The organism is Pseudomonas sp. 3JA, assembly GCF_036961705.1.
Taxonomy (GTDB): domain Bacteria; phylum Pseudomonadota; class Gammaproteobacteria; order Pseudomonadales; family Pseudomonadaceae; genus Aquipseudomonas; species Aquipseudomonas fluorescens_Q.
In genome coordinates, this window is sequence record NZ_JBAMDJ010000017.1 from 109,430 (window position 1) to 127,269 (window position 17,840).

Consider the following 17,840-nt stretch of genomic DNA (forward strand, 5'->3'; position numbering starts at 1 on the left):
GCCCCGTGCCGACGTCTTGCCGCAATTCGCCGATCAGGCGCCAAGCAAACGTTTGCAAGCTGTGAATGAGTTGTAAACCGATAGCCGGATCACCCAAAAAGACCGGCATAAAAAAGCAAGAAAAGGAGCGTTACGGATGAAACTGAGCAGCACCGCAATACTGGCCTTGGCCATCAGCAGCGTTACCGCCACGGCGTACGCAGAATCGCAGAGCCAGGCGTTCAATCCAGTGACCGTCAAGACCACCAGCGCTCAATCCGAAGCCACCGGTTTCGTAGAAGGCCAGTCGGTCAGTGGCAGCACTCGCAACTGGTATTCCAACGAATTGCGACGCCGCGGTAGCACCTTCAGCTACACACGTGACGGCGTTACACGCAGCGATTCGCGCCGGACCAACTGGGTTCAGGGCACCATCCTGAACTACACCTCCGGCTTCACCCAAGGTACCGTTGGCTTCAGCACTGAAGTCGCAGCCTATAACGCGATCGCGTTGCTCGGCGACCACGATGACATCATGGGCGGTTCCAACCGTACCCTGGCGCACTCCGACGGCGACGCCGTCGACCAGTGGAGCAAACTGGGCCTGGCGAACGTCAAGGCACGCGTTTCCAACACCACCCTGACCGCCGGTCGTCAAAACTTCAGCAGCCCGATGGTCGACGTCATCGGTAACCGTGCCCTGCCTTCGAGCTTCCAGGGCGTGAGCCTGCACAGCGAAGAACTCGAAAACCTGGCATTCGACGTCGCGACCTTCGACCGCAACTCTCCCCGTACCGAGCAAAGCCTCAACAAGTTCCGCTCCGAATACGGCAGCTCCTCGGCCGAAGCTGATCATGTGAACACCGCCGGTATCACCTACCAGCCGTTCGCCAGCCTCACCACCAGTCTGTGGGGCACCCAGGCCGAAGACCTGTGGAACCAATACTACTTCGGCGCCAGCCACGTATTGGGCGACAGCTCGGTGCTGAGCCTGACCACCGGCCTGAACTACTACAGGACTGTGGATTCGGGCAAAAGCAAACTGGGTGATATCGACAACAACACCTACTCCCTGTCGTTTGGTCTGACTCACCAGGCCCACAGCCTGACGTTCTCGTATCAGGAAGTGGACGGTAACGAGTACTTCGACTACCTGCACGAAACCAACGGCATCTATCTGGCCAACTCCCTGCTGTCGGACTTCAACGGCCCGAACGAGAAATCCTTCCAGATCGCCTACGGCCTGAACATGGCCGAATACGGCGTGCCTGGCCTGAAGTTCAACATCTACCAGGCTCGCGGCTGGGGTATCGACGGTACGCATTACAACAGCACCGGCTATACCGATGTGAGAGCCATGGACGGTGAACATCATTACGAATACGGCATCGGTGCGTCTTACGCCGTACAAAGCGGCCCGCTGAAAGCCACCGCGGTACGCGCGACCTACACCACGCACCGCGCCAGCGAAAACCAGGCTGATGGCAACCTCAACGAGTTCCGCCTGGTCACCACCATCCCGTTCAACATTCTCTAAACTGCCACCGGGCGGTCGACTCACAAGGTTGACCGCCCGGTCTTTTGCCATTGACCCGATTGCAGAGGATTGACGATGAACATGAACCCCCTACGCGCCGCCATCGCCGCCGCATTGCTGAGCGTCGCCGTTGGCGCCACGGCCAAACCCCTGGTGGTTTGCACAGAAGCCAGCCCGGAAGGCTTCGACATGGTCCAATACACGACTGCAGTCACCGCCGACGCCGTGGCGGAAACCATTTTCAATCGCCTGGCCGATTTCAAGCCCGGCACCACCGAAGTGATTCCGGCCCTGGCCGAATCCTGGGACATCAGTGACGATGGCCTGACGTACACCTTCCACCTGCGCAAGGGCGTCAAGTTCCACACCACCGAATACTTCAAGCCGACCCGCGACATGAACGCCGACGATGTGGTCTGGAGCTTCCAGCGCCAGCTGGACCCGAATCACCCGTGGCACAAACTGTCGAGCGTGGGCTTCCCTTACTTTGAGAGCATGGGCTTCAAGGAACTGCTCAAAAGCGTGGAGAAAGTCGACGAACACACGGTCAAGTTCAGCCTGACCCGCCGCGAAGCGCCGTTCCTGGCCGACATCGCCATGGCCTTCTCCTCGATCTACCCGGCCGAATACGCCGACCAGTTGCTCAAGGCCGGCAAGGCCGGCGATCTCAACAGCAAGCCAGTCGGCACCGGCCCGTTCGTCTTCCAGCGCTACAACAAGGACGCCCAGGTTCGCTTCAAGGCCAACCCGGACTACTTCCGTGGCAAGCCGCCGGCCGATGCGCTGGTATTGGCCATCGCCACCGACAACAACGTGCGCATGCAGAAACTCAAGACCAACGAGTGCCAGATCGCGCTGTACCCCAAGCCCGACGACATCCCCAGCATCAAGAAAGACCCGAACCTGAAGGTCACCGAGCTGGACGCGATGACCGTTTCCTACACGGCCCTGAACACCAGCCACAAATACATGAGCGACGTGCGGGTGCGCAAAGCCATCGACCTGGCCTTCGACAAGGAAGCCTACGTCAACGCGCTGTTCGGCAAGGGCAACGCCACCGTGGCGGTCAACCCGTACCCACCGACACTGCTGGGCTTCAACCATGATCTGAAGAATCCGACCCGCGATCTGGACAAAGCCCGCCAGTTGCTCAAGGAAGCCGGCGTGCCGGAAGGCACCGTGTTCACCCTGTTCACCCGCAACGGCGGCGGCCCGACCAACCCCAACCCGATGCTCGGCGCGCAGATGATGCAGGCGGACCTGGCCAAGGTCGGGATCAAGGTCGACATCCGCGTGATGGAATGGGGCGAAATGCTCAAGCGCGCGAAAAACGGCGAGCACGACATGGTGTCCGCCGGATGGGCGGGCGACAACGGCGACCCGGATAACTTCCTGACGCCTATGCTCAGTTGCGAGGCCGCCAAGAACGGCGAAAACTACGCGCGCTGGTGCAACGAGAAATTCCAGGCGCTGATCGACCAGGCCCGCGCCACCGTGAACCCCGAGGAGCGCGCGAAGCTCTATGAACAGGCCCAGGTGATTTTCAACCAGGACCAACCGTGGATCAGCATGGCCCACACCCGCATGTTCACGGCAATGCGCAACAACGTAGAGGGTTATGTGATTAGCCCGCTCACCACCAACAACTTCGCCACCACCCAGGTGAAGTAGATAAGAAAACGCCCGGCATCCTTTATCGAGGGATGCCGGGCACGCCTAACCGGCTGATGAGGTACACCTGAAGATGTTTAGTTTTATTGCCCGCCGACTGGGATTGTTGATCCCCACGTTCTTCGGCATCACCTTGCTGACCTTCGCGTTGATTCGCATGATCCCCGGCGACCCGGTGGAAGTGATGATGGGCGAACGTCGGGTCGATCCCGAAATGCATGCTCAGGCAATGGAACGCCTTGGCCTCAATAAACCGCTGTATGCCCAGTACCTGGACTACATCGGCAAACTGGCCCAGGGCGATCTCGGCGAATCGCTGCGTACCCGTGAAAGCGTATGGACCGAGTTCAGCTCCCTGTTTCCCGCGACCCTGGAACTGTCCATGGCCGCCCTGTTGTTCGCCGGTATCCTGGGCCTGCTGGCCGGGGTGATCGCGGCACTCAAGCGAGGATCCCTGTTCGACCATGGGGTAATGGGCGTCTCCCTGGCGGGTTACTCGATGCCAATCTTCTGGTGGGGCCTGATCCTGATCATGTTCTTCTCGGTGTCCCTGGGCTGGACCCCGGTGTCCGGGCGGATCGACCTGCTCTACGACATCGAGCCGAAAACCGGCTTCATGCTGATCGACACGCTGTTGGCCGACGAGCCAGGCGCGTTCCTCGATGCCCTGCACCACCTGATCCTGCCGGCCATCGTACTGGGCACCATTCCGCTGGCGGTGATCGCCCGCATGACCCGCTCCTCGATGCTCGAAGTGCTGCGCGAAGACTACATCCGCACCGCCAAGGCCAAAGGCCTGTCGCCGTCGCGCGTGGTGTTCGTGCATGGCCTGCGCAATGCGCTGATCCCGGTGCTGACCGTGGTCGGCCTGCAGGTCGGCACGCTGCTGGCCGGTGCGGTCCTGACCGAAACGATCTTCTCCTGGCCGGGCATCGGCAAGTGGCTGATCGAAGCCATCGGCGCCCGGGACTATCCCGTGGTGCAGAACGGCATCCTGTTAATCGCCTGCCTGGTGATTCTGGTCAACTTCGTCGTGGACATCCTCTACGGCTTTGCCAACCCACGCATCCGTCACCAGCGCTGAGATCAAAACCATGAGTACTCCAACTACCGCGGTAGCAGTCGATCAAAGCCTGCTGTACCCATCCCCGTACAAAGAATTCTGGCACGCGTTTTCCCGCAACAAGGGCGCCGTGGCCGGGTTGCTGTTCATGATCCTGATCGTGTTCTGCGCGCTCTTCGCGCCGTGGGTCGCGCCTCACGACCCGAGCGAGCAGTACCGCGACTTTCTGCTGACGCCGCCGGCCTGGCTTGAAGGCGGGCAGATCCAGTTCCTGCTGGGCACCGACGAACTGGGCCGCGATTTGCTGTCACGGCTGATCCAGGGTTCGCGCCTGTCGCTGCTGATCGGCTTGTCGTCGGTGGTGATGTCGCTGATCCCGGGCATCCTGCTGGGGCTGTTCGCCGGGTTCTTCCCGCGCATCCTCGGCCCGACCATCATGCGCCTGATGGACATCATGCTGGCCCTGCCTTCGCTGCTGCTGGCCGTGGCGATTGTCGCCATCCTCGGCCCTGGCCTGATCAACACCGTGATCGCCATCGCCATCGTCTCGCTGCCGTCCTACGTGCGCCTGACCCGCGCCGCGGTGATGGGTGAGCTGAACCGTGACTACGTGACCGCCGCCCGCCTGGCCGGTGCCGGCCTGCCGCGCCTGATGTTCATCACCGTGCTGCCCAACTGCATGGCACCGCTGATCGTCCAGGCGACCCTGAGCTTTTCCTCGGCGATCCTCGACGCCGCCGCCCTGGGTTTCCTCGGCCTGGGCGTGCAGCCGCCGACCCCTGAGTGGGGCACCATGCTGGCCTCGGCCCGCGACTACATCGAACGCGCCTGGTGGGTGGTGAGCCTGCCTGGCTTGACCATTTTGCTCAGCGTGCTGGCAATCAACCTGATGGGCGACGGTTTGCGCGATGCGCTGGACCCGAAACTCAAGAATGCCGCCTGAGGAGATTCCCATGTCACTGCTAGAAATCAAGAATCTCAACGTTCGCTTCGGCGACGCCACCGCCGTCCCGGTGGTCGACGGCCTCGACCTGACCGTGGAAAAAGGCGAAGTGCTGGCCATCGTCGGCGAATCGGGCTCGGGTAAATCCGTGACCATGATGGCGCTGATGGGCCTGATCGAGCACCCCGGCATCGTCACCGCCGACGCGCTGAACTTCGACGGCAAGAACATGCTCAAGCTGAGCAACCGCCAGCGTCGGCAGATCGTCGGCAAGGACTTGGCGATGGTCTTCCAGGACCCGATGACCGCGCTCAACCCCAGCTACACCGTGGGCTTCCAGATCGAAGAAGTGCTGCGCCTGCACCTGAAGATGTCCGGCAAGGCCGCCCGCAAGCGCGCCATCGAACTGCTGGAAAAAGTCGAGATCCCCGGCGCCGCAAGCCGCATGGACGCTTACCCCCACCAATTGTCCGGAGGCATGAGCCAGCGCGTGGCGATTGCCATGGCCATTGCCGGCGAGCCGAAACTGCTGATCGCCGACGAACCGACCACCGCCCTGGACGTGACCATCCAGGCGCAGATCATGGACCTGCTGCTGGCCTTGCAAAAAGAACAGGACATGGGCCTGGTGCTGATCACCCACGACCTGGCCGTGGTCGCCGAAACCGCCCAGCGCGTGTGCGTGATGTACGCCGGCCAGGCCGTGGAAGTGGGCAAGGTGCCCGAGCTGTTCGACATCCCGGCCCACCCGTACAGCGAAGCACTGCTGGCGGCGATTCCGGAGCACAGCATGGGCGCCGAGCGCCTGGCGACGCTGCCGGGCATCGTGCCCGGTCGCTACGACCGTCCGCAGGGTTGTCTGCTGTCGCCGCGCTGCCCGTACGTGCAGGATAACTGCCGCGTACAACGCCCCGCCCTTGATCCGAAAACCGCCAGCCTCGCCCGCTGCTTCTACCCGTTGAACCAGGAGGTGGCGTGATGGCCGTCGTACTTACCGCCCGTGACCTGACCCGTCATTACGAAGTGTCCCGCGGCATGTTCAAGGGCCATGCGACCGTGCGCGCCCTCAATGGCGTGTCGTTCGAATTGGAGGCCGGCAAGACCCTGGCCGTGGTGGGTGAATCCGGTTGCGGCAAATCCACCCTGGCCCGGGCCCTGACGCTGATCGAGGAACCGTCCGCCGGCTCCCTGAAAATCGCCGGCCAGGAAGTCGCCGGCGCCAACAAGGCCGAACGCAAGCAACTGCGCAAAGATGTACAGATGGTATTCCAGAGCCCTTACGCCTCGCTCAACCCACGGCAGAAGATCGGCGATCAACTGGCCGAGCCATTGTTGATCAATACCAACCTGTCGGCCACCGAGCGGCGGGAAAAAGTCCAGGCGATGATGAAGCAGGTGGGCTTGCGTCCTGAGCATTACCAGCGCTACCCGCACATGTTCTCCGGCGGCCAGCGCCAGCGCATCGCCCTGGCCCGCGCCATGATGCTGCAACCCAAAGTGCTGGTGGCGGACGAACCGACGTCGGCGTTGGACGTGTCGATCCAGGCCCAGGTGCTCAACCTGTTCATGGATTTGCAGCAGGAGTTCAACACCGCCTACGTGTTCATTTCCCACAACCTGGCGGTGGTGCAACACGTGGCCGACGACGTGATGGTGATGTACCTCGGTCGTCCAGTGGAAATGGGCCCCAACGAGTCCATCTACAGCCGCCCGTTGCACCCGTACACCCAGGCGCTGCTGTCAGCGACACCGACCATCCACCCGGACCCGAACAAGCCGAAGATCAAGATCGTCGGCGAACTGCCCAACCCGCTCAACCCACCGTCCGGCTGCGCCTTCCACAAGCGCTGCCCGTACGCCACCGAGCGCTGCAAGACCGAAGAACCGGCCTTGCGACCGCTCGATAATCGGTTGGTGGCGTGTCACTACGCCGAGCGGTTCCTCGACGGCGCGGCGTAAGGCAAAAGGCAAAAGGCAAAAGGCAAAAGGCAAAAGGCAAAAGGCAAATAGAGCACTTGTGGCGAGGGAGCTTGCTCCCGCTGGGCCGCGAAGCGGACCCTCTTTTTTGGGCCTGCTGCGCAGTCCAGCGGGAGCAAGCTCCCTCGCCACAGGGGTAAGTCTTCGCTTTGGATTATGCGCCCTGCATGAAAAACCCCTCCAGCCCAGACTGAGTCTCAGTTGGGGCTGGAGGGGTTTTCCTCCGGTCAGAAATCTACGTCTGACTATTGCCCTCTTCATCCTCATCACCGTCCGGCGGATCGACGGGCGAACCATCATCATCCTCACCATCGTCCGGATCACCGGCGTCCGCATCGGTCGCGGCAAGCATCAACTCACCCTGAACCACCGAGCCACTCGACGCGTGCTGCTCATGCTCATCACATTCAGCCCATGCCGCGGTAGACCCCAGGGACAGCATCACCAAAACCTTCAGCAAAAACATCATGCGTAGAAACATGTTCATAGCCAATTCCTTCTTTTCCGGATGAAGCCGGGGCCTGACGGCGCTTAAGAAAATCTAGTTCTGAACAGGCCGGTTCACCAGATAGGACGCTCGATAACCGTTAGAAATGCCACAACGCGACAGATTGGTTTCGAATAAGTGTTATCTCCAAACCAACTAACACCCAACATTCCATGCGGGAGCGGGCTTGCTCGCGAAGAGGCCGGCACATTTAACATCCTGGCATGATGACCCACCGCTATCGCGAGCAAGCTCGTTCCCACAAGTGAGTGGCTTATGGACGAGACCCGGAGGGAATAAAAAACCCCGCAGATTTCGCTACGGGGTTTGGGGGATGAAGCTCAAGGCTTAATGATGCTCACGCGTCGCCCGGAATTTCACATCCGGCCAGCGCTCTTCCATCAGCGCCAGGTTGACCCGGGTCGGGGCCAGGTAGGTCAGGTGACCGCCGCCGTCCAAGGCGAGGTTTTCCACGGCCTTGTTGGAAAACTCCTCGAGTTTCTTCTTGTCGCCGCATTCGACCCAACGGGCGGAGTACACGGTGATCGGCTCGTAGGAGCACTCGACCTTGTATTCTTCTTTCAAGCGGCTGGCGACCACGTCGAACTGCAGCACACCGACCGCACCGAGGATGATGTCGTTGCTGCGCGTCGGGAAGAACACCTGGGTGGCGCCCTCTTCGGCCAGTTGCTGGAGGCCCTGGCGCAATTGCTTGGACTTGAGCGGGTCCTTCAGGCGTACGCGGCGGAACAGTTCCGGGGCGAAGTGGGGGATGCCGGTAAAGCCCAGGGTTTCGCCTTCGGTGAAGGTGTCGCCGATCTGGATGGTGCCGTGGTTATGCAGGCCGATGATGTCACCGGCGAAGGCTTCTTCCAGTTGCTCGCGTTCCGAAGAGAAGAAGGTCAGGGCGTCGCCGATGCGCACGTCCTTGCCAGTGCGCACGTGGCGCATCTTCATGCCTTTTTCGTATTTGCCGGAGCAGATGCGCATGAAGGCGATGCGGTCGCGGTGTTTGGGGTCCATGTTCGCCTGAATCTTGAACACGAAGCCCGAGAACTTCTCTTCCACCGGTTCCACGGTGCGCTCGTTGGCAACGCGGGCCAGCGGGCGTGGTGCCCAATTGACCACGGCGTCGAGCACATGGTCCACGCCGAAGTTGCCCAGGGCGGTCCCGAAGAACACCGGGGTCAGTTGACCGTCGAGGAATTCCTGCTGGTTGAACTCGTGGCAGGCGCCCTGCACCAGCTCCAGTTGCTCGACGAAACGCTCGTACTCGTCGCCCAGGTGCGCGCGGGCTTCATCGGAGTCGAGCTTATCGATGATCTTCACCTCGGTGCGCTCATGCCCATGACCGGCGGTGTAGACAATGATGTAGTCGTCGGCCAGGTGGTATACACCCTTGAAGTCGCGGTAGCAGCCGATCGGCCAGGTGATCGGCGCGGCCTTGATCTTCAGCACCGCTTCGATCTCGTCGAGCAATTCGATCGGGTCGCGGATGTCGCGGTCGAGTTTGTTGATGAAGCTGACAATCGGCGTGTCCCGCAGGCGGCAGACGTCCATCAGCGCGATGGTGCGTGGCTCGACGCCTTTACCGCCGTCGAGGACCATCAATGCCGAGTCCACTGCCGTCAGGGTGCGGTAGGTGTCTTCGGAGAAGTCTTCGTGGCCCGGGGTGTCGAGCAGGTTGATCATGTGGTCGCGATACGGGAACTGCATGACCGACGTGGTAATGGAAATACCCCGTTGTTTTTCCATTTCCATCCAGTCGGAGGTGGCATGGCGGTCGGACTTGCGAGATTTCACCGTGCCGGCGATCGCGATCGCCTTGCCCATCAGCAAGAGCTTTTCGGTGATGGTGGTCTTACCGGCATCGGGGTGGGAAATAATGGCGAAAGTGCGGCGTTTCGCGACTTCGGCGGCCTGTTTGGTCATGGGAAATCGCCTGGCAGGTGATTCAAAAAAGGGCGGCGATTATAGCTCAACTTGCGCCAGGAACCGAACCGTTGAGCACATCCAGGGTGGCCAGATCTTCCCTGACATGGGAACCTTTAGCCGCGTGGAGGCGTCCACCACCCTGCTACGGCTGTTCGTCAGGGTCTGAAAAATCAGCAAGTTAGCCTGACGAGGCTGCGCTCATGGCTCGATTTACCTGCCGTTTTACCGGTATGGAAAAGAGCTGCTTCTCGCGAACGTTTTCCCGGCAACCAGTGATGGTTTGCCGCCCGGGAAAGCGTGCGCCGACTGAAAGACAAAGGAGTCCGCCTGTGGCTATCCGCTATGGCAAAGGGCTTATCGGGGGTGCGGTCGTCGTCGCGCTCCTGGCCCTGTTGGTCCACTGGATCGGCATCGATACGATCCAACGCTACCACGACGATCTGCTGTTCTACCTGCAAGCGCACCTGCTGCTTGTCCTGGCCTCCATGCTGGCGGCCCTGCTCGTGGGCATTCCCGCTGGCATCGCCCTCAGCCGCCCCGGCATGGTCGGGCGCGCCGAACGCTTCATGCAAGTGTTCAACATCGGCAACACCGTGCCGCCCCTGGCCGTGCTGGCCATCGCCCTGGGCATCCTGGGCATCGGCAGCGGTCCCGCCATCTTCGCCCTGTTCCTCGCCTCGCTGTTGCCCATCGTGCGCAACACTTATGAAGGCCTGAAAAACGTCCAGGGCTCCCTCAAGGAAGCCGCCGTCGGCATCGGCATGACCCCGCGCCAGGTGCTGTGGAAAGTCGAGTTGCCCAACGCCGTGCCCATCATCGTCGGTGGCGTGCGCGTGGCCCTGGCGATCAACGTCGGCACCGCGCCGCTGGCGTTCCTGATCGGCGCCAACAGCCTCGGCAGCCTGATCTTCCCCGGCATCGCCTTGAACAACCAGCCGCAGCTGCTGCTCGGCGCGGCCTGCACCGCCCTGTTGGCGTTGTTGCTCGACGGGCTGGTGACACTGGCCAGCCGCCTCTGGCTGGAACGCGGTCTGCAACCGTCATAAGCCGGCTGGATAAAGGAAATCGTTTATGAAGAAGTTGAGCTTGATACTGGGCTGCGTGCTGCTGTTCGCAGGATTCGCCCAAGCCGCAGAAAAACCGCTGATCCGCCTTGGCGCCCGGGTGTTCACCGAACAGACGCTGCTGGCGGAAATCACCGCGCAATACCTGCGCAGCAAGGGCTACGACGCGCAGATCACCGGTGGCCTGGGCAGCAACCTGGCCCGCAGCGCCCATGAAACCGGGCAACTGGACATGCTCTGGGAATACACCGGCGTGTCGCTGGTGGCCTACAACCACGTTACGGAAAAACTCGATAGCGCCCAGTCCTACGCCCGGGTGAAAGAACTCGACGCGAAAAAAGGCCTGGTCTGGCTGACACCGTCGAAATTCAGCAACACCTACGCCCTGGCCCTGCCGGAAAAAATCGCCCGTCAGTACCCGCAGATCAACAGCATCAGCCAATTGAACACGGTGCTGCAGGCCGAAGCCGATGACAATCATCTGGTGGCCCTGGACACCGAGTTCGCCAACCGCTCCGACGGCCTGGCGGGCATGGTCGAGCAGTACGGCATGAACCTGACCCGCCAGAACATCCGGCAGATGGACGCAGGCCTGGTCTACACCGCCCTGCGCAACGGCCAGGTGTTCGCGGGCCTGGTGTATACCACCGACGGCCGGTTGAACGCGTTCAAGCTGAAGTTGCTGGAAGACGACAAGCATTACTTCCCCGACTACACCGCCGCGCCGGTGGTGCGCCAGGCGTACCTCGACGCGCACCCGCAACTGGCCGCGCAGCTCAAGCCCCTGGCCGAGCTGTTCGACGATGAAACCATGCGCCAGCTCAACGCCCGCGTGGACGTCAACCACGAAAGCCCTTCCACCGTTGCCGCTGATTTCCTGCGCCAGCATTCGCTGCTCTCACCCCAATGACCTGGAGGAAAAGCCATGGATTTTCTTGACGCCTTTTCCCATCTGGACTGGCCGCTGGTGCTGCACCTCACCTGGCAGCACATCACCTTGGTGGGCATCGCCGTGACCCTGGCCATTGTGGTCGGCGTGCCGCTGGGTATCTTCATGACCCGCTTCCCGACGCTCGCCGGCCCGTTACAGGCCAGCGCCACCGTGCTGCTGACGATTCCGTCGATCGCGCTGTTCGGCCTGTTGCTGCCGTTTTATTCCAAATTCGGCCAAGGCCTGGGCCCGATGCCGGCGATCACCGCGGTGTTTCTCTATTCGCTGTTGCCGATCATGCGCAACACCTACCTGGCCCTGACCGGCGTCGAACCGGGCATCCGTGAAGCCGCCCGCGGCATCGGCATGACCTTCGGCCAGCGCCTGCGCATGGTCGAACTGCCCATCGCCGTGCCGGTGATCCTGGCCGGTGTGCGCACCGCCGTGGTCATGAACATCGGCGTCATGACCATCGCCGCCACCATCGGTGCCGGTGGCCTGGGCGTGCTCATCCTCGCTTCCATCAGCCGCAGCGACATGTCGATGCTGATCGTCGGCGCCGTGCTGGTCAGTCTCCTGGCCATCTTCGCCGACCTGCTCCTGCAGTGGCTGCAACGCTCGCTGACCCCAAAAGGACTATTGAAATGATCGAACTTCAAAACCTCAGCAAAACCTTCAAGAGCAACGGCAAAGACGTCAAGGCCGTGGACTCGGTGAACCTGATCGTCAACGAAGGCGAGATCTGCGTGTTCCTCGGGCCGTCGGGCTGCGGCAAAAGCACCACGCTGAAGATGATCAACCGCCTGATCCCACCTACCTCGGGCAAGGTGTTGATCAACGGCGAAGACACCACCGGCCTGGACGAAGTGACCCTGCGCCGCAACATCGGCTACGTGATCCAGCAGATCGGCCTGTTCCCGAACATGACCATCGAGGAAAACATCACCGTAGTCCCGCGCCTGCTCGGCTGGGACAAGCAGAAATGCCACGACCGTGCCCGCGAGCTGATGAGCATGATCAAACTCGAACCCAAGCAGTACCTGCATCGCTACCCTCGCGAACTGTCGGGCGGCCAGCAGCAACGGATCGGCGTGATCCGTGCCTTGGCGGCCGATGCACCGCTGCTGCTGATGGACGAACCCTTCGGCGCGGTGGACCCGATCAACCGCGAAATGATCCAGAACGAGTTCTTCGAGATGCAACGGGCGCTGAACAAGACCGTGATCATGGTCAGCCACGACATCGACGAGGCGATCAAGCTGGGGGACAAGATTGCGATCTTCCGCGCCGGCAAGCTGGTCCAGTTCGATCACCCGGACACGTTGCTGGCGCATCCGGCCGACGAGTTCGTCAGCAGTTTCGTCGGCCAGGACAGCACGCTCAAGCGCCTGTTGCTGGTCAAGGCCGAGGACGCGGCGGACAACGCCCCGTCGGTCAGCCCCGAGACACCAGTGAGTGAGGCACTGGAGTTGATGGACGAACATGACCGTCGCTACGTGGTGGTCACCTGTGCCGAGAACAAGGCCCTGGGCTATGTACGCCGTCGCGACCTGTACCGCCAGACCGGCACCTGCGGACAATACCTGCGCGAATTCAACGCCACCGCCGCCTACGACGAACACCTGCGCATCCTGCTGTCGCGCATGTACGAGTTCAACCGCTCGTGGCTGCCGGTGATGGACGCCGAGCGGGTGTTCCTCGGCGAGGTCACCCAGGAATCGATCGCCGAATACCTAAGCTCCGGACGCTCGCGTGGCGGCAAGACCAGCATCGTCTCGCCGGCCGAGACTGCATTGGCCTGACTTCTGATAGCTGCCACACTCTGGAAGGTAGCCTGGGACCTGTGGCGAGGGAGCTTGCTCCCGCTGGGTCGCGAAGCGGCCCCAAAAAAGCGATGAGCGCTGCGCACTCAAGCGGGAGCAAGCTCCCTCGCCACAAAGGCACATCCGGCGACCTGAAAACCGATCCAATTGAACATCAATCTGTCACGCAGGTCGGTTACATCATGAGCTGTCGCGGGCCGCACGACGGATGTGTGCAAAAACGCGACATTTTTAGTTGATCTCAGGCCCCTCACGCCCTAAAGTTCGCGCCGAACGTCCATGCTGGAAACGATCCATCCGGCTCAAGTACTGACGACGAGACAGCAAGGCCAAGGGAATCACGCATCCCGTGGCCTTTTTGCTTTCGGCGACATGCCTTGGGAAGTAGGCGAACCAAAGTGGGGATACGGAGGACGTTCACGAGGGCTGCTTGCCCTCACACCCATTGATCCTGATGTTTGCCAGTAGGAGTCCCAAGTATGTCGATCCAGGTCGAAGATTATTTCGCGCGCGAAACTTTCCAGAAAATGAAAGCGTTCGCCGACAAGCAGGAAACCCCGTTCGTGGTGATCGACACCGCGATGATCGCCCAGGCCTATGACGACCTGCGCGCCGGTTTCGAATTCGCCAAGGTGTATTACGCCGTCAAGGCCAACCCGGCGGTGGAAATCATCGACCTGCTCAAGGATAAAGGCTCGAACTTCGACATCGCCTCGATCTACGAGCTGGATAAGGTCATGAGCCGGGGCGTTGGCCCGGACCAGATCAGCTACGGCAACACCATCAAGAAATCCCGCGACATTCGCTACTTCTACGAGAAGGGCGTGCGCCTGTATGCCACCGACTCCGAAGCCGACCTGCGCAACATCGCCAAGGCCGCGCCGGGCTCGAAAGTCTATGTACGGATCCTCACCGAAGGCTCGACCACCGCTGACTGGCCGTTGTCGCGCAAGTTCGGCTGCCAGACCGACATGGCCATGGACCTGCTGATCCTGGCCCGCGACCTGGGCCTGGTGCCGTACGGCATTTCGTTCCACGTCGGCTCGCAACAGCGCGACATCAGCGTCTGGGACGCGGCCATCGCCAAGGTCAAGGTGATCTTCGAGCGCCTGAAGGAAGAAGACGGCATCGTCCTGAAGCTGATCAACATGGGGGGCGGCTTCCCGGCCAACTACATCACCCGCACCAACAGCCTGGAAACCTACGCCGAGGAAATCATCCGCTTCCTCAAGGAAGACTTCGGCGACGACCTGCCGGAAATCATCCTGGAGCCGGGCCGTTCGTTGATTGCCAACGCAGGCATCCTGGTCAGCGAAGTGGTGCTGGTGGCGCGCAAGTCCCGTACAGCCGTCGAGCGTTGGGTGTACACGGATGTGGGCAAGTTCTCCGGCCTGATCGAAACCATGGACGAAGCCATCAAGTTTCCGATCTGGACCGAGAAGAAAGGCGAGATGGAAGAAGTGGTCATCGCCGGCCCTACCTGCGACAGCGCCGACATCATGTATGAAAACTACAAGTATGGTTTGCCGTTGAACCTGGCTATTGGGGATCGCCTGTATTGGCTGTCGACCGGGGCCTATACCACCAGCTACAGCGCGGTGGAATTCAATGGCTTTCCGCCGCTGAAATCGTTCTACGTGTGATGTGTTCGGGCGCTTGAACGTTCATCGTTCCGGCCCTGTCGCGTAATAAAAAACGGCGTTTTCCAGAAATGGAAAGCGCCGTTTTTTTGTTTTTATTCTTGATAAGACCGAGTTCCCCCTGTGTGACTTTGCCGCTCACCTCATCACTGTTCGGCAACTTTTGGGTGTGTTTATGAATGCTTCTCGATAACACACGGCATAATGCACGCCTTGATGAACAGTAAATGAACAAGGCGAGCGACGTGTTGAAGAAAACCCTGTTCCAGTTGCACTGGTTTTTCGGCATCAGTGCCGGGCTGGTCCTGGCGTTGATGGGCGTTACCGGGGCGGTGGTGTCGTTTCAGGATGAAATCCTGCGGGCCTTGAACCCGCAAGTGCTGATGGTCGAGAAACAACCGGCCGGCGTCCTGCCGCCCGCCGAACTGGTGGAACAGATCGAGGCTGCCTCCGGCAAGACCGTCGCCATGCTCTGGGTCGAGACCGACAGCGGCAACGCCGCGCGGGTGATCTTCGCGGCGCCGCCTGGGGAAAAACGTGGCGCCATGCGCTATTTCAACCCTTACAACGGGCAGTTCATGGGCGATGTGACGGGCCAGGACTTCTTCGGCTTGATGCTCAGGTTGCACCGCGTCCTGACCCTGGATGATGTCGGTCGGCAAATCACTGGTGCCTGCACGCTGATCCTGGTGTTTTTCTGCCTGTCCGGGCTGTACCTGCGTTGGCCGCGCCAATGGAAAAGCTGGCGCGCCTGGCTGACCCTCGACTGGGGGAAAAAGGGCCGGAGCTTCAATTGGGACCTGCATTCGGTGGCGGGCACCTGGTGCCTGGCGTTCTATCTACTGGCGGCACTGACCGGGCTGACCTGGTCCTACGACTGGTACAACAAAGGCGTGACCCGCCTGCTTTCCGATTCACCGAAAGAGGAACGGGTGCGCAATCGCGGCCCGGCACCCAGCGGCCCATTGCCCGTGGCCGATTACCGGGCCATGTGGAGCAGCATCTACAGCGCCGCCGGCCCGGGCCTGTCCACCTACAACGTGCGCATGCCGCCCGTGGCCGGGCAGCCGGCGACCGTGTTCTACCTGCTGAAAAACTCACCTCACGACCGGGCGCTGAACCAGCTCATCCTCGACCCGGCCACCGGCGTCATCAGCCGGCATAGCCGCTACAGCGACAAGAGCCTCAAGGCGCAGTTGCTGACCAGTGTCTATGCCCTGCATATCGGCAGCTACTTCGGCCTGGTCGGGCGGATCCTGGTGACCGTCGCCGCGCTGGCCATGCCGCTGTTCTTCATCACCGGCTGGTTGCTGTACCTGGACCGCCGCCGCAAGAAACGCCAGGCCAGAAACGCCCGCCAGGCCCTGAGCGCCAACCCGACCGATGCGCCGGCCTGGCTGATCGGCTTCGCCAGCCAAAGCGGTTTCGCCGAGCGACTGGCCTGGCAGACCGCCGGCCAACTCCAGGCCGCCGGCTTGCCGGTGAAGGTCCAGCCATTGGCCGGTGTGCGTGAGCAGGACCTGAACGACGCCACCCACGCGCTGTTTGTCGTCAGCACCTTTGGCGACGGCGAAGGGCCGGACAGTGCCCGCGGCTTCGAACGCAAGGTGCTGGGCCAGGCCTTGAGCCTGGAGCGCCTGCAGTATTCGGTGCTGGGCCTGGGTGACCGGCAATATGAACACTTCTGCGGTTTCGCCCGGCGCCTGCATGCCTGGCTGGCGGAACACGGCGGCAAGACGCTGTTCGCGCCGGTGGAAGTCGACAGCGGCGACCCTTACGCCCTGCGTCACTGGCAACAACAATTGGCGGAGCTGACCGGCCAAGCCCCGTTGGACACTTGGCAGGCGCCAAGCTTCGAAAACTGGACGCTCAGCCAGCGCACCCTGCTCAACCCCGACAGCAGCGGCTCGGGGGTATACCTGCTGGGCTTCACCGCACCCGGCCCAAGCAGTTGGCTGGCCGGTGACCTGGTGGAAATCCTGCCGCGCAATGACCTGTCGGCCATCGAGCATTTCCTCGACGGGCTTGGCCTCTCCGGCCACGCGCGCGTGCAAGTCGACGGCCTGTCCCAGAGCCTCGACCAGGCCCTGGCGACCCGCCAACTCCCGGAAAACCGCGCCCACCTGGTCGGCCTGCATGCCCAGGCACTGGTGGATGCCCTGGCACCGCTGGCGATACGCGAGTATTCCATCGCCTCGATACCGGCCGACGGTGTACTGGAACTGATCGTGCGTCAGGAACGTCGCGCCGACGGCAACCTGGGCGTCGGTTCCGGCTGGCTGACCGAACACGCACCACTGGGCAGCGCCGTCAGCCTGCGGCTGCGCCGCAACAGCAGCTTCCACCTGCCGGCCCAGGGTGTGCCGATGATCCTGCTGGGCAACGGCACCGGCCTGGCCGGCCTGCGCAGCCTGCTCAAGGCGCGCGTCACCGAGGGCATGCAGCGCAACTGGCTGCTGTTTGGCGAGCGCAACCGCGAACACGATTTCCACTGCCGCGATGAGCTGCAGGAATGGGTAACCTCAGGCGACCTGGAGCGCCTGGACTTGGCCTTCTCCAGGGATCAAAAGCAGAAAATCTACGTCCAGGACCGCCTGCTGGAATCGGCCGCGCTGCTCAAGCAATGGCTGGCCGACGGTGCGGTGATCTACGTCTGCGGCAGCTTGCAGGGCATGGCATCCGGGGTGGATCACGTGCTCAACAACGTACTGGGACGCGAGGAAGTGGAGCGGCTGATCGAGCAGGGGCGATATCGACGGGATGTCTACTGACGGGTTTCTGATTGTTTGC

General features: G+C 61.7%; 14 protein-coding genes. 12 read left to right on the forward strand and 2 right to left on the reverse strand.

The features are described 5' to 3' along the window. The first annotated feature begins 136 nt into the window (after nt 1-136). The 6 genes from V7773_RS15465 (at nt 137) to V7773_RS15490 (ending at nt 7,152) form a co-directional block, all read left to right on the forward strand. Nucleotides 137-1,516, forward strand: coding sequence for an OprD family porin (locus V7773_RS15465; protein WP_336074071.1), 1,380 nt, complete (start codon nt 137-139; stop codon nt 1,514-1,516). A gap of 75 nt (nt 1,517-1,591) precedes the next feature. Next, on the forward strand, nt 1,592-3,187 hold the full coding sequence (locus V7773_RS15470; protein ID WP_092146074.1) for an ABC transporter substrate-binding protein: 1,596 nt from the start codon (nt 1,592-1,594) through the stop codon (nt 3,185-3,187). A 73-nt stretch (nt 3,188-3,260) separates the two neighbouring features. After that, nucleotides 3,261-4,271, forward strand: a complete 1,011-nt coding sequence (locus tag V7773_RS15475; RefSeq protein ID WP_063322947.1) for an ABC transporter permease subunit — start codon at nt 3,261-3,263, stop codon at nt 4,269-4,271. A gap of 10 nt (nt 4,272-4,281) precedes the next feature. After that, on the forward strand, nt 4,282-5,193 hold the full coding sequence (locus tag V7773_RS15480; protein ID WP_063322948.1) for an ABC transporter permease subunit: 912 nt from the start codon (nt 4,282-4,284) through the stop codon (nt 5,191-5,193). A 10-nt stretch (nt 5,194-5,203) separates the two neighbouring features. Beyond that, on the forward strand, nt 5,204-6,172 hold the full coding sequence (locus V7773_RS15485; RefSeq protein ID WP_092146076.1) for an ABC transporter ATP-binding protein: 969 nt from the start codon (nt 5,204-5,206) through the stop codon (nt 6,170-6,172). Then, nucleotides 6,172-7,152 (forward strand): peptide ABC transporter ATP-binding protein, encoded by a 981-nt coding sequence (locus tag V7773_RS15490; RefSeq protein WP_030139820.1) that lies wholly within the window; start codon nt 6,172-6,174, stop codon nt 7,150-7,152. Before V7773_RS15485 ends, V7773_RS15490 begins: the two co-directional genes overlap by 1 nt. Nucleotides 7,153-7,405: 253 nt before the next feature. Here the strand turns inward: V7773_RS15490 and V7773_RS15495 are convergent, their stop codons facing one another. Continuing rightward, nucleotides 7,406-7,657: a hypothetical protein gene (locus V7773_RS15495; RefSeq protein WP_336074072.1), complete on the reverse strand. Its 252-nt coding sequence runs from the start codon at nt 7,655-7,657 to the stop codon at nt 7,406-7,408. A gap of 348 nt (nt 7,658-8,005) precedes the next feature. Further along, nucleotides 8,006-9,589 carry a peptide chain release factor 3 gene (locus V7773_RS15500; protein WP_336074073.1) on the reverse strand — a complete coding sequence of 528 codons (1,584 nt, stop codon included), beginning with the start codon at nt 9,587-9,589 and terminating at the stop codon, nt 8,006-8,008. A 332-nt stretch (nt 9,590-9,921) separates the two neighbouring features. Between V7773_RS15500 and V7773_RS15505 the strand changes: the two genes are divergently transcribed. The 6 genes from V7773_RS15505 (at nt 9,922) to V7773_RS15530 (ending at nt 17,821) form a co-directional block, all read left to right on the forward strand. Continuing rightward, complete coding sequence (locus V7773_RS15505; protein ID WP_092146083.1) at nt 9,922-10,638, forward strand: ABC transporter permease; 717 nt, start codon at nt 9,922-9,924, stop codon at nt 10,636-10,638. 25 nt (nt 10,639-10,663) lie between these two features. Further along, entirely contained in the window at nt 10,664-11,566 is a 903-nt protein-coding gene (locus tag V7773_RS15510; RefSeq protein ID WP_336074074.1) for a glycine betaine ABC transporter substrate-binding protein, read from the forward strand. 15 nt (nt 11,567-11,581) lie between these two features. After that, nucleotides 11,582-12,235 carry an ABC transporter permease gene (locus V7773_RS15515; protein WP_024616353.1) on the forward strand — a complete coding sequence of 218 codons (654 nt, stop codon included), beginning with the start codon at nt 11,582-11,584 and terminating at the stop codon, nt 12,233-12,235. Then, a complete protein-coding gene (locus tag V7773_RS15520) occupies nt 12,232-13,389 on the forward strand; it encodes an osmoprotectant ABC transporter ATP-binding protein OsmV (RefSeq protein ID WP_092464703.1) in 1,158 nt (385 codons plus the stop codon). Before V7773_RS15515 ends, V7773_RS15520 begins: the two co-directional genes overlap by 4 nt. Before the next feature lie 500 nt (nt 13,390-13,889). After that, the gene (locus V7773_RS15525; protein ID WP_072341133.1) at nt 13,890-15,053 is read left to right on the forward strand and encodes a type III PLP-dependent enzyme; all 1,164 of its coding nucleotides are present in this window, start codon (nt 13,890-13,892) and stop codon (nt 15,051-15,053) included. A 242-nt stretch (nt 15,054-15,295) separates the two neighbouring features. After that, a complete protein-coding gene (locus V7773_RS15530) occupies nt 15,296-17,821 on the forward strand; it encodes a sulfite reductase flavoprotein subunit alpha (RefSeq protein ID WP_336074081.1) in 2,526 nt (841 codons plus the stop codon). The last annotated feature ends 19 nt before the right edge of the window (nt 17,822-17,840 follow it).